9 protein-coding genes are annotated in these 12,800 nt (G+C 58.4%); 6 read left to right on the top strand and 3 right to left on the bottom strand.

The window, feature by feature from the left end; genetic code table 11:
- Positions 1–66 precede the first annotated feature (66 nt).
- The 3 genes from LAB08_RS02655 to LAB08_RS02665 all read left to right on the top strand — a co-directional run bounded on the left by LAB08_RS02655 (position 67) and on the right by LAB08_RS02665 (position 2,484).
- Complete coding sequence (locus LAB08_RS02655; protein ID WP_096513656.1) at positions 67–861, top strand: AraC family transcriptional regulator; 795 nt, start codon at positions 67–69, stop codon at positions 859–861.
- A gap of 64 nt (positions 862–925) precedes the next feature.
- On the top strand, positions 926–1,234 hold the full coding sequence (locus LAB08_RS02660; protein ID WP_096513655.1) for a PsiF family protein: 309 nt from the start codon (positions 926–928) through the stop codon (positions 1,232–1,234).
- Between the two features lie 236 nt (positions 1,235–1,470).
- Positions 1,471–2,484 (top strand): AI-2E family transporter, encoded by a 1,014-nt coding sequence (locus tag LAB08_RS02665; protein ID WP_096513654.1) that lies wholly within the window; start codon positions 1,471–1,473, stop codon positions 2,482–2,484.
- Positions 2,485–2,598: 114 nt separating this feature from the next.
- On the opposite strand, the gene LAB08_RS02670 is transcribed toward LAB08_RS02665, so the two are convergent.
- Positions 2,599–3,873, bottom strand: a complete 1,275-nt coding sequence (locus tag LAB08_RS02670) for an Hsp70 family protein (RefSeq protein WP_096513653.1) — start codon at positions 3,871–3,873, stop codon at positions 2,599–2,601.
- A 297-nt stretch (positions 3,874–4,170) separates the two neighbouring features.
- Here LAB08_RS02670 and LAB08_RS02675 point away from each other — a divergent pair, with 297 nt between their 5' ends.
- Both LAB08_RS02675 and LAB08_RS02680 read left to right on the top strand, forming a co-directional pair.
- Positions 4,171–5,115 carry a DnaJ C-terminal domain-containing protein gene (locus LAB08_RS02675; RefSeq protein WP_096513652.1) on the top strand — a complete coding sequence of 315 codons (945 nt, stop codon included), beginning with the start codon at positions 4,171–4,173 and terminating at the stop codon, positions 5,113–5,115.
- Positions 5,116–5,139: 24 nt separating this feature from the next.
- A complete protein-coding gene (locus LAB08_RS02680; RefSeq protein WP_096513651.1) occupies positions 5,140–5,445 on the top strand; it encodes a chaperone modulator CbpM in 306 nt (101 codons plus the stop codon).
- 59 nt (positions 5,446–5,504) lie between these two features.
- Here LAB08_RS02680 and LAB08_RS02685 read toward each other — a convergent pair whose 3' ends face one another.
- Together LAB08_RS02685 and LAB08_RS02690 are read right to left on the bottom strand one after the other, a co-directional pair.
- Positions 5,505–6,362: an RHS repeat-associated core domain-containing protein gene (locus LAB08_RS02685; protein ID WP_096513650.1), complete on the bottom strand. Its 858-nt coding sequence runs from the start codon at positions 6,360–6,362 to the stop codon at positions 5,505–5,507.
- Positions 6,363–6,487: 125 nt separating this feature from the next.
- On the bottom strand, positions 6,488–7,618 hold the full coding sequence (locus LAB08_RS02690) for a sensor histidine kinase (protein ID WP_096513649.1): 1,131 nt from the start codon (positions 7,616–7,618) through the stop codon (positions 6,488–6,490).
- A 245-nt stretch (positions 7,619–7,863) separates the two neighbouring features.
- Between LAB08_RS02690 and LAB08_RS02695 the strand changes: the two genes are divergently transcribed.
- Positions 7,864–12,789, top strand: coding sequence for a dermonecrotic toxin domain-containing protein (locus LAB08_RS02695; RefSeq protein WP_096513648.1), 4,926 nt, complete (start codon positions 7,864–7,866; stop codon positions 12,787–12,789).
- Positions 12,790–12,800 lie beyond the last annotated feature (11 nt).

Consider the following 12,800-nt stretch of genomic DNA (forward strand, 5'->3'; position numbering starts at 1 on the left):
ATTATCCCCTGTCTGGATACAGGCTTATACTTCGATCCAGACAACCCACCCCTGATTCCGGACAGCATGACCCATAAACACATCGACTTGCTGGATTTCAGCGAACTGCCGGCCCCGGTGTACTTTCGTTATGCCGATTTCGATGCCCACCGCTTTGCTTCGGCGCACCGGCATCCATGGGGCACGCTGGAATATTCGGCCCATGGCGTGTTGCACATGGAGATCGGCGGCAGCCGCTTCATGTCACCGCCGCAATACGCCGTGTGGGTACCGCCCCAGACCGAGCACAGTTTCTACAGCAACCAGCCGATCAACTACCGCGCGGTCTGTCTCGCGCCGACGCTTTGCCATGAATTGCCGCCACAAGCCTGCACCCTGGCCATCAGTGACATCCTCAAGGCCATCCTCAAGGATTTCGCCGCCCGGGACGTGAAGATTCCCGAGCAGGACGCGGACCGGCGCCTGGCCCAGGTGTTGGTGGATCAACTGCAACTGGCGCCGGTACACGAGTGCTACCTGCCCTACGCCAGCAGCGCGGGGCTGCTCGGCATTCTCGAAGCCCTGCAGAATGAGCCCGGGGATAACCGGCCATTGGCGGATTGGGCGGCGCACATTCATGTCAGCGAGCGCACCCTGGCGCGGCAGTTTGTCCGTGAGTTGGGCATGAGTTTTGGCGAGTGGCGCCAGCGCCTGCGGTTTCTCGCGGCCATCGAAGCGCTGGACAGCCACCGCAGCATTCAGGAAATCGCCTTCGACATGGGCTATAGCACCGGCTCTGCGTTTATAGCGATGTTCCAGCGCCAGGCCGGGTGCACGCCGGAGCAGTACCGACGTAGCCATCTGGAGAACAGGAAGGTGTAACAGCTGTTGTCTACACTCCATGGCGAGGCCGTTCCCCTCGGTGCGGCAACAAGGAGAAAACTCCATGAAGATGTTGCGTGTCCCTTTGTTGATGATCGGTTTGCTGCTCTGCTCCCAGAGTTTCGCCGCCACTGAACAACAGAACAAGATGACCACCTGCAACGCCGACGCCACCGCAAAAAGCCTCAAGGGCGATGAGCGCAAAGCCTTCATGAGCACTTGCCTCAAGGCGGCACCGGCAGCGAACGATGCCGGCAAAGCCTTGACTCCGCAGCAAGAGAAGATGAAGACCTGCAATGCCGATGCGGCGACCAAAGCCCTGAAGGGAGATGCGCGCAAGGCGTTCATGAGTGATTGCCTGAAGAAAAAATAGGCATTGATCGGGGTTCTGTGGTGGTTGTGAGGGCCTCTTCGCGAGCAGGCTCGCTCCCACATTTGTACTGTGTACACAATTCCACTGTGGGAGCGAGCCTGCTCGCGAAGGGGCCGATAAGGACGCTGCAAATCTTGATCGTAACCCCGACCAAGGTCGCCCCACACAATCCCTAGTGCTCACACCGGATCGCTGGCAGACTGCCAATCCTTTTACGCCGTTCGTTTTGAGGCTGTATGCCAACGTTTTCTCAGCGTCATGTATTGCTGGTCATCAGCTGGGTCATCATTTTTGGCGGGCTGCTGCTGGTCATCCCACTGCGGTTGCTGCCCAGCCTGCTGGCCGGGTTGCTGGTGTTCGAACTGGTCAACATGCTCACCCCGCAATTGCAGCGGCTGATTGAAGGTCGGCGTGCGCGCTGGCTGGCGGTGGCGTTGCTGGGGACGTTGGTGGTCAGCGTGTTGACGCTGATCTTTGCTGGCGCCATCAGCTTTCTGCTGCACGAGGCGGAAAACCCCGGCGCTTCCCTCGATAAATTCATGCACGTGGTCGATCGCGCCCGCGGGCAACTACCGCCGTTCATCGACGCCTACCTGCCGGCCAGCGCTGCGGAGTTTCGCGTGGCAATTGGCGAGTGGATGAGCAAACACCTCAGCGACCTGCAACTGGTGGGCAAGGACGCGGCGCACATGTTCGTGACGTTGCTGATCGGTATGGTGCTCGGCGCGATCATTGCCTTGCAGCGCGTGCCGGACCTGACCAAACGCATGCCTTTGGCCGCCGCGCTGTTCGATCGCCTGCACCTGCTGGTCCAGGCCTTTCGCAATATCGTCTTCGCGCAGATCAAGATTTCCCTGCTCAACACTGTCTTCACCGGGATTTTCCTGGCCGTAATCCTGCCGCTGTTCGGCATCAAGTTGCCGCTGACCAAGACGCTGATCGTCCTGACCTTCCTGCTCGGCCTGTTACCGGTGATCGGCAACCTGATGTCGAACACCCTGATCACCATCGTCGGCCTGTCGCTATCGATCTGGGTGGCCGTGGCGGCGCTGGGTTACCTGATTTTTATCCACAAGCTGGAATACTTCCTCAACGCGCGCATCGTCGGCGGGCAGATCAGTGCCAAGTCGTGGGAGTTGCTGCTGGCGATGCTGGTGTTCGAAGCCGCGTTCGGCCTGCCGGGGGTGGTGGCGGGGCCGATTTATTACGCGTATTTGAAGAGTGAGTTGAAGCTGGTGGGGATGGTTTGATAAAGCCTTTGTAGCGCCTGATGGGGCCTATTCGCGAGCAGGCTCGCTCCCACAGGGAACTGCATTCCATTGTGGGAGCGAGCCTGCTCGCGAAGGGCGCGCCTCGGTTTCGGATCAGTCCATGGTGCCGTAGCGCTTGGCCGCTTCAATGGCCAAACCACTGCCGATGCTGCCAAAGATATTGCCTTCCACATGCCGCGCATTCGGCAGCATCGCCGAGACACTGTTGCGCAGTGCCGGAATACCGCTCGAACCGCCTGTGAAGAACACCGTATCCACCTGATCGACTCGCACATCGGCATCCGCCAGCAATTGGCTGACGCTGTTGCGCACGCGTTCCAGCAAATTGTCGATGGCTGATTCGAACAGCGCACGGCTCAGTTCCACGCTTAAACCCGGTTCGATGCGGTCCAGAGGGACGATACGGCTATCGACGTGGGTCAGCTCAATCTTGGTTTCTTCTGTCAGCATGGCCAGCCAGTGCCCGGCACGCTGTTCGATCAGCTTGAACAGGCGATCGATGCCGCCGGTGTCTTCGATGTCGTAGCGCATGCTGCCCAGCGCCAGTTGCGACTTTTGCGAGTACACCGAGTTGATGGTGTGCCAGGTCGCCAGGTTCATGTGGTGGCTGGTGGGCATGTAGGCGCCACTCTTCATCCGGCTGCCGTAGCCGAACAGCGGCATGAGGCCCTGCAGGCTCAGTTGCTTGTCGAAATCGGTCCCGCCGATGTGCACACCGCCGGTGGCCAGGATGTCTTCGTGACGGTTATCCACACCCCGACGCTCGGGAGACAGGCGTACCAGCGAGAAGTCCGATGTACCCCCGCCGATGTCGACGATCAGCACCAGCTCTTCTTTCTCGATGGTCGACTCATAGTCGAACGCCGCGGCGATCGGTTCGAACTGGAACGAGACTTCCTTGAAACCGATTTTGCGCGCGACATCCACCAGCGTGTCTTCGGCTTCCTTGTCCGCCATCGGGTCGTCGTCGACAAAAAACACCGGCCGACCCAGTACCACCTCTTCGAATTCCCGACCGGCGGCGGCTTCGGCGCGCTGCTTCAGCTGACCGATGAACAGTCCGAGCAGGTCCTTGAACGGCATGGCCGTGCCCAGGACGCTGGTGTCGTGCTTGATCAGCTTGGAACCCAGCAGGCTCTTGAGCGAGCGCATCAGGCGGCCTTCGTAACCTTCCAGGTACTCGTGCAGCGCCAACCGGCCGTACACCGGGCGGCGTTCTTCCAGGTTGAAAAAGACCACCGAGGGCAGGGTGATCTTGTCGTCCTCCAGCGCGATCAGCGTTTCCACGCCGGGGCGCAGCCAGCCGACGGTGGAGTTGGACGTGCCAAAGTCGATGCCCACGGCACGGGCTGGAGATGCGTTTTTCATGTCTTTCGAGTTCCGGTTAAAAAACGGCCGCGCAGTGTATGCCAGAGCGGCACAGAATCGAAGGCCGGTTATCCGCTAAATCTTGCCGTTCACCGCTTGAAAGACGCGCCATCACCCCCAAACTACCCTGCATCAACCGGACAGCCCCCGGGGCGAGCACAAGTCGCCCCGCCCGCTGCCGATAAACTTCTGATGCGCTGCCCGGTCACAACCTTGAGATCGGTCAACCTCTGCACTGCAATCAAGCGCATGCTGTGGCAGGTGGCGCGACTTCGATAACGGATGGTGATTCCCGCGATGGACTTCAAAGACTATTACAAGATTCTCGGTGTGGAGCCGACGGCTGACGACAAGGCGATCAAGGCGGCCTATCGCAAGCTTGCGCGCAAATACCACCCCGACGTCAGCAAGGAAAAGGACGCCGAGTCCAAGTTCAAGGATGCGTCCGAAGCCTATGAAGCGCTGAAAAGCGCCGACAAACGCGCCGAATACGATGACTTGCGCCGCTATGGCCAGCACGGTCAGCCATTCCAGGGACCACCGGGCTGGCAGAGCCGTGGCGGTTTCGGCGGCGGTGGCCAGGACACCGGCGATTTTTCGGACTTCTTCAGTTCGATCTTCGGTAACCGTGGCCCGGGTTTCGGTGGTGGGCAGTCGCGTCGCAGCACCGGACGTCGAGGGCAGGACGTGGAAATGGAGCTGGGGGTTTTTCTCGAAGAAACCCTGTCCAACGAGTCGAAAAAAGTCACCTTCCAGGTGCCGCAATACAACGCGGCCGGCCAGCACGTGAGCAACACCCCTAAAAGCCTGAACGTGAAAATCCCCGCCGGCGTGACCGACGGCGAGCGCATCCGCCTCAAGGGCCAGGGTGCACCGGGCGTCGGCGGTGGCGTCAACGGCGATCTGTACCTGACGATTCGTTTCGCGCCGCATCCGAAATTCGACGTCGAAGGCGAAAACCTGATCATCACGCTGCCGCTGGCACCGTGGGAGCTGGCGCTGGGCACCGAAGTCGCCGTGCCGACCCTGACCGGCAAGATCAACCTCAAGGTCCCGGCCGGCAGCCAGAATGGCCAGCGCATGCGCGCCAAGGGGCACGGTTTGATGAACAAGGCCGGTGAGCGGGGTTACCTGTTCGTGCAACTGAAGGCTGTCATGCCGAAAAAATCCGACGATGACATCAAGGCCTTGTGGCAGGAACTGGCGAAGAAAGCCGCGTTCGACCCCAGAGAGCACTTCTGATTTGGAACCAAGGAGCTACTGACTATGAGCAGTCCCCTGATCGTTCAACTGGACCTGGCAGAATTCTGTGAGGCGACCGAGCTGTCGGACGTCTACGTGATCGAGATTGTCGAGCACGGCATCCTCGAACCTCAGGGCGCCGTGCCCAAGGACTGGCGTTTCACCGATTACGAACTAGCCCTGGCCAAACGGGCCGCCAAGCTGCGCCATGACCTGGAGCTGGACTGGGAAGGGGTTGCCCTGGCGTTGGACCTGCTTGAAGAGGTTCAGCAGCTGCGGGCGGAGAACCGGATGCTCAAGCAGCGGTTGGGGCGGTTGGTGGTGGAGTAATCGCTGTCTGGCTCGCCCCACCAAGCTTGAGCGCGGCTGGAGATTTGAATTGCCAGTGTTCACTCCCCCTCTCTGATGGCCTTTGATTCAAACATGACTTTACTGCTATGCGACCAGGTGCCATCGGTGTTCCGACTCATGCTGTACTGACGGACTAAATTGGGAGAAATCCTTCTCGTCGGAGGAAGAGGCGGAACGTCTGGATCTACTGAACCGATTAGATGGACCGTAATGTTGGCAGGTCGAATTCTGCTGCGGCCAGATGAGCCCGGATTCTGCGGAGCCAATCGCTCTACTAAAAAACCACTGCTTATCTGAGGCGTAGGAGCGGTATTCGGAGGTACCGGTCCTAACTGCTCAAGTGTAATGAACCGAGACGGTGCTGGGGGCTGAATAGCCTCGGTAGGCAGGAGTGACGGAAGTGACACTCCGCTAGTGGGCAATGTTTGTGCCGTCGAGGACGACCTTGCCGGGAGGGGTAAATACACATTAGGTGTAGCTGTGCTACGAGGAAGTGTCGGGGGGGATGGACTAGTTCTGGAAGTACGAAACACACGAGGTAATTTCATATGCCCCGTCGGATCCGTAAAATTTACCGGATCCCCCCCGCAATACCTATAAGCATTCAACCCACCTTTCCCAAACGGGCTCCAACTGTCCGGACTATGGAATCGCATCAATATTGGGTTGTAAACGCGGTAGCCTTTACCGAGGAAATACCAACCAATAGCCCTTTCGCACAATTCACCATTGAACCCCAGATGCGAGGCAATCTTCTGCTGCGCGGACTGCCGACCGTAGGGGGAATAAGCGATGGAATTATGCTGGGCCCCTGCGAGTTCGGCGTGTATCGAGTTTTTGTCGTCGGGCGCCAGCAGTATCGCGCGTGGCTGGGTAACAGAGGGCAGGTTGGGCATGGCGACGTCTTCCTTGGTAAGGGAACCCGGAGCAACACCCTCAGTTTGACTCGACCAGAAAGGGCTGGGAACTAGCAGAACTGATAGTGAGACATGTAGGAGCTCCTACACAGCTCCTGCAAGTCCTACCCGTTCTTGCGCGGCAACACCACGGTAAATAGCGTCCCCTCCAATTCGCTGGAACTGACCTCCACCGTCCCGCCGTGCGCATCGACCACTTCCTTGACGATGAACAAACCCAGCCCGAGGCTGGTGGATGGCCGGCCTAGTTCTTCGTCGGCGCTGCGTATCAGCGGGTCGAAGATCGTGCCAATGTCCTGCTCGGCGATCGGAGTGCCGTAGTTGTGCACCGTGAGGCGAACGGTGTCGGGCTCACCGGTAAGTGTCAGCGTTACATCGCCTTTGGTCGAGCCATGCTGCAAGGCATTGCCGATAAGATTTTGCAACAACTGACTCAACCGCGCGGCATCCCAGTTGCCTTGCATGTCACCCGCGACGTTCAGCGTCGGATCGCACTCCGGGTTTCCCGCGCAGGCCTGGGCAATCGCTTCATGCGCCACGGCAGCCAGGTCCATGGGCGCCGGGTCTATGGGCAGGCTTTTGCCCAGGCGACTGCGCACCAGTTCCAGCAAATCATTGACCATCGCCGCCATGTGCCGCGTGCCACGTTTGATGTTGTTGGCACAGGTCAGTGCATCGCCCTCCAACTGTGCTTTGCGCATCAGTAATTCGGTGGACATGCTCACCGCTTGCAAGGGCGCGCGCAGGTCATGGCCGAGAATCGCCAGGAAAATGTCCCGCGAACGATTGACCTGTTCGGCATAGGCCGCAGTGGACTCGGCGAGAGCTTCGTCGATGGCTTCGTTGAAACGGATCATGTCCTGGAAGTACGCCATGTCCGGTGATTCCAGGCTCTCGACCCACAAGCGAATCACACAGGCGCGCAGGTGGCGGAACTCGCTGGTCATCTGTACCAGGTCGAACCCCACGGTATGCCGCAGTTCGCCATGGCTGGCCCCGGCTTCGTCGAGGCTCGGGGTTTTCTCCGGCCCATCACCCCTGGCTTTAGCCATTTGCTCATTGGCGCTCTGCGGCTTGGTCATGTCCTGCGCGGCCGCCAGCAAAATGGCCTTGGCGTGGTCGCGCAGGGCCACCCGATCCATGTATTCGGCCGAGGGAGTGATGGTTTTGGCGAACTGCTCCCATTCATCGACGATACGGTCCGCCTGTTGCGTGATGAAATCGGGTAAGCGCATGGCGGAGTCCTGAGCATGTGAAGGCGGGTCGAGTCGAAATATTAGCTTCTTTGGGCTGGAATTAAAGCGACGCAGACGGGCAGCACAAGATGGGCTTGCCGAGGTGGTGCATAGATGTATGTGTAAACCTGCTTTTCGAACGATAGGCGGTGATTTTCTGCCTGTAACCAGCAGGTATTCGGACTTTTGTTTTGGGGCCGCGCGAATACGCTAATGACTCCATTTTTCATACAAAGGTTTTAACCATGGCCGATTTGCAAGGAAGCACTTCGACGACCGCTTTACCTGTGCCAGCAGTCAATAAAAGCATTCACGCGCATCGAGTGGCCAGTGTCATCCCCAATGCAATAAGACAGGCATCGAATGCCACGCTCGAGTCCATGCTGAATTTGAATCCCGCGATGCCGGATTGGTACATGAACACACGGGAGGTGAATCGGCAGCATCTTAAAGCGTTGATCGATGAACGCTGGCGTGTACAAGGTGAACTCGATGAAGTGCTTGATAACCTGCAGCATGAGATTGAGGTTTTTGCCAAGCCATTGCTCACCAATGCATTGAAGGAAAACTTCAACATTGGCGAAAAAACGGAGGATCTATCGCTGCAACTTTATGTGCCGGATAACCTTGTGTTCGGTATAGACACCGGCGTCAGCCGTGTCCGCCGCAGTTCTTTGCTTGCGGCGGCCCTGCATAATTTTGAAGAAGCGGAAACCCTGGCTGGAGCGTTTCGCAGCGGATCCGGTGTGTACAAAAATGACGCTCAAGGAGTTCCGGTATGCGTCAGTGTCATTACGCCGGATAAGTTCGCCAGTGTGTGCCGCAAGCTGGATATCGGTGGGCAATATCAAACTTATTTAAAGGCGCGATTGGCGCCGTCAAACATAAAGCAGCGGCTCGCCTTGCAGGAACGTTCGGTTGTCAGTGAAAAAGCCGCCTTCAAGTTGTCTGCGTTTATCGCCCGCTTGAAAGGCGAAGTCAGTGCCCGCGCCTATGCCCGACTTCGAGAAGTGGTGGATGGCCAATCCGGTATCACGCTAAATAGACGTCCCCTGCACAACCATCGTCTGTCCCTGATGGGATTCAGGCTGACAGGCGTGGTTCTTTTCAGTGCGGTGAGCGAGCCATCGATCGTGAAAGAGGCCATCGATGGCCTGACCCCTGACACTTTAAAGTTCTGGATCGACTGGTCACGACGCATTCCCGTTCTGCCGGGCCAGCAGTACGAGCAATTCAAATACCTCCAGGCGTTCTTTGCCAATGGGCCCGAGGGGGTGAAGGAAGAATGGCTGCGCAATGACGATATTTATCAACAGAGCCGCTTGAGCGGCCCGTTGATCGCCTACATCCCCGACGATCCGGATCATCCGCTGAGGGAATATGCCTCTCTGGCCGATTTCATGAAAACCCTCATAGGCCAGCTGCGCGACCCGCAATATCAGGCCTTTTTCAGCCGGTTCGTGGCGCAGAAGGACAAGGGGCGATTTTTCGCGCGGGTCAACGAACGCTTGAAGACCATCAGATGGCAACAACGAGAACCGCTCGACATGGGGCCGTGGTGGCGCGAGACCGCCATCGAAAACCCTAACGCGGAACCTGTCACCAACCTCATCGAGGGCGGCTTGTGGATCACGTTGTTTCGGGAACGTCGGGACAAAGCCCTGGCCGACGCCCGGCAGATCGCCGTGCCAACCAATGACGAAGATGCTGCCACCCGCTGGAAACGCCTGACCAGCTACCTGGACATTGGCTGGAATGTGTTCAGTTTCGCCGCGATGCTGGTCCCCGGCGTGGGCGAAGTGGTGCTGGGCATCATGGCCGCACAAATGCTGGCGGAGTTGGTCGAGGGTTTAGAGGACTGGAGTAAGGGCGACAGGGAAGAGGCGTCAGCCCACATCAACGGGGTATTGATCAACTTCGCACAATTGGCCTTGATGGGCGCAGGTCACGTGTTGCCCAAGGGAACCGTGGTGCCGGTCAAGGTTTCGCCCTTTGTGGAAAATCTCAAACCTGTGCAATTCGAGGGCAAAGAGCGACTCTGGAACCCTGATCTGACGCCTTACCGGCATTCGATCACCCTGCCCGAAGCCTCGCAGGCAAATGACCTGGGGCTTTACTCGCACGAGAGCGGGCAGGTGCTGCGCCTGGATGACCAACACCATGTCGTTGCGCAAGACCCGGAAACCGGACGATACCGCCTTCAGCATCCCACCCGGCCAGAAACCTATCAGCCTGCGCTTGAGCACAACGGTGCCGGTAGCTGGAAAACCGAACTCGACCAACCGCTTGAATGGGACAGGATCCGGCTGCTGCGCCGCCTGGGGCCATTGGCCCAGGGCTTGTCCGATGAAAGCCTTGAGCAAGTAATGACCGTCAGCGGCGTACCGGAAAATGCATTGCGCCGCCTGCATGTCGAGCACGAAGTGCCTCCGGCGATGCTGGTTGACACCCTCAAGCGATTCAAGCTGTGGACCGAGACCGGCGACGTCAGCCGGTTCGAAACGCTCTACAGACAAGGCAACGCCAGCGCCGATCCGCGGGCCAACCAACTGATCGGAGAGTATTCACAATTGCCAGCCAGCGTTGCCGAAGATCTGGTGCTCAACGCCGAGCCTGAGGATATGCGGCACCTGACAGAAAAACAGAGCCTTCCTTTACGGCTGCGGGAACAGACGGAAAAAGCCCTGGCACGGGTGCGATCGAGCCGGGCGTATGAGGGGCTCTACTTTGAGCGGTTGGCAACCCACGACACCCGCAGGCTAGAGCTGGCATCGGTGGCTGCTTTGCCGGGCTGGTCGGACAATGTGCGCATAGAGATTCGCTTGTATTCGTTCAGCGGTGAGTTGCAAGCCAGCATCGGCCCGGAAAATGCGCCTGTGCGCAAAGTGCTGGTGTGCGATGAGAGGGGCCGGTATGAGGCGCGGGACGAACAGGATCAGCACCTGCATGGCACTGACGATTTCTATGCGTCGGTATTGCACGCCTTGCCGGACAGCGAGCGAAAGGCCCTTGGGTATGACATTTATGAAGGGGGACGGCTGAGGCAGGCAATACAACGTTCGCCGCTGAGTCATGGGCAGTTCGAATCGATGCTGGATAAACATTCCATTCGCAAGCCGTTTTACGACCCGCAGCTTATGCGACTGCGCGGAGGCATGCAGGGCTATCGCCAACGGGTAGAAGAATCGATGTTGCACCGACAGCTCAGCTCGCTCTATCCGGGGTTCACCGAGGAGCAAGTCGCCACGCTGCTGACTGAATTTGGCGAGACGGCCGAACAACGAGTGACTGAACTGCAAGAGCAGTTCAATGAGCTGAACTACAAGTTCAGGGTCTGGATGGATACGCCGTCCCTGGCTTCCCGGATGAGCCCGGTGGGCATGGCGCAGCTGCGATCCAAAGAGCTGATCTACAAGGCGATCAGGCAATGCTGGCAAAGGACCGGACCGGTCGGGGTGGACGTTCCCGGTATTGTCAGCCCGCAGATGCTGAGGCTTGATGGCCTGCCCATGCACCTGCTGGGGAGCATGCCGAAGCTGGAAGCCAGCTTCGATCACGTCACCAGCCTGAGCCTGCGCAATTGCAACATGCTCAGCAGCCAAGCGGCCTTTCTCGAACCTTTTCGCCGAGTGCGTTACCTGGACCTTGGACAGAACCTGATGAACCGCCTTCCGCCGGTCATCGGTGATATGCGTTATCTGGAAGACGTGATACTCAACGGCAACAATATCGAATTGACTCGTCAGGCAGTTGCCCAATTGAGAGGCTTTATTCGGCTCAGGTCTCTTGGCTTGCGAGGAAACCCTTTGCGGTTGTTGCCCGACATCAGCCGGATGCCGGAGCTACAGGTATTGATTCTGGAAAACACTGGCATCGACAGTTGGCCAACAGGGCTGTTCGCCCAGGCACGACCGCGCAACCTCTATCTGGATATGCGAAACAATCCGATCAGTCGAATACCAGAGGTGGCCCCCGGTTCGTTTCGCGCCGAGTTGTTGGCGCGCACATTGTTGAGCCGCGAGCCGCAGTGGCTATCCCCGGAGAATCTGGAGCGGCTCAGGTTTTACACCGAGTCGGTCGGACTGGACCCTGAGCGTCCCTATCCGCCCAGAGGAACGGTCGATAGCACTGCATGGGCAGAGGGCATGACCGAGCAGCAGTGGCAGGCCAGACAACCTATATGGGACGAAGTCGAAGATGAATTCAACTCCGTATCCTTTTTCGACGAGATCCGGCGGCTGACCCAATCGGCCGATTTTCGGGCGGGAGGCCGTTATCGAGAGGAACTGACCGCGAGGGTCTGGCGCATGTTGGAGGCCATGGCACAAGACAGTGAATTGCGCACGACCCTGTTTGCCGAAGCGGTGGCCCGAACCCAGTGCGTCGATGGGGCGACGCAGCTGTTCAATGTCCTGGGCATGAAAGTGTTGGTTCATGAAGCCTATGGCTTGGCGAATCCGGGATTGATCGAAGCTGAATTGGTTGAACTGGCCAAAGGCAAGTCGCGCCTGGATGAGATCGAGCGGATCGCCGAGCACCATATCGCCGAGCGCGTGTCGAATGGAGAGCAGATGCGCCGCCTGGATGCCGACGGTGAGGTGACAGGTACCATTGACGTCGTCGAGGTTCACCTGGCGTTTACCACCGAACTGGCCAAACCCGAATCGGAGAATGGGCTCGACCTGCCATGGCAGGCTCGCACCATGCAGTTTCGCGGCATTGCGGGCGTGACCCCGACGATGATCGAAGAAGCGCGGCTGAGAGTCCTCGCGCTCGAAGAAGGAAATCTGCTGCGCGACTCCATTGCCGAGCAGCCTTTCTGGAAGTCTTATCTGGAAGGGGTCAATCGCGTTCGCTTCAGGCAGTTTGATCGGCAAATGGATGCGCTTTATGAGTTCAAGACTGCACTGGATGAGCGCGATACCGGTTCAGACCTGTCGCCCGAGGATAAAGACCATTTGAAAACGCAGATCAGGACATTGGCCTTTGAGTTGGGAAAACCGGAAAGCGATTTTGCTCCGGGCCGTGTCATGACCGATGACGAATTCACTGAGCAGTACACGGCGATCAAAAACGAGCGGGACGCACTGCTCAAACAATTGACGCAGCAGGCGATGGATCGGGCGAAGCTGCAAAGGCGCGAACTTCCGTTCCACATTCAATCTTCGTGACATAGCTGACC

The organism is Pseudomonas izuensis (genome assembly GCF_002356535.2).
Taxonomy (GTDB): domain Bacteria; phylum Pseudomonadota; class Gammaproteobacteria; order Pseudomonadales; family Pseudomonadaceae; genus Aquipseudomonas; species Aquipseudomonas izuensis.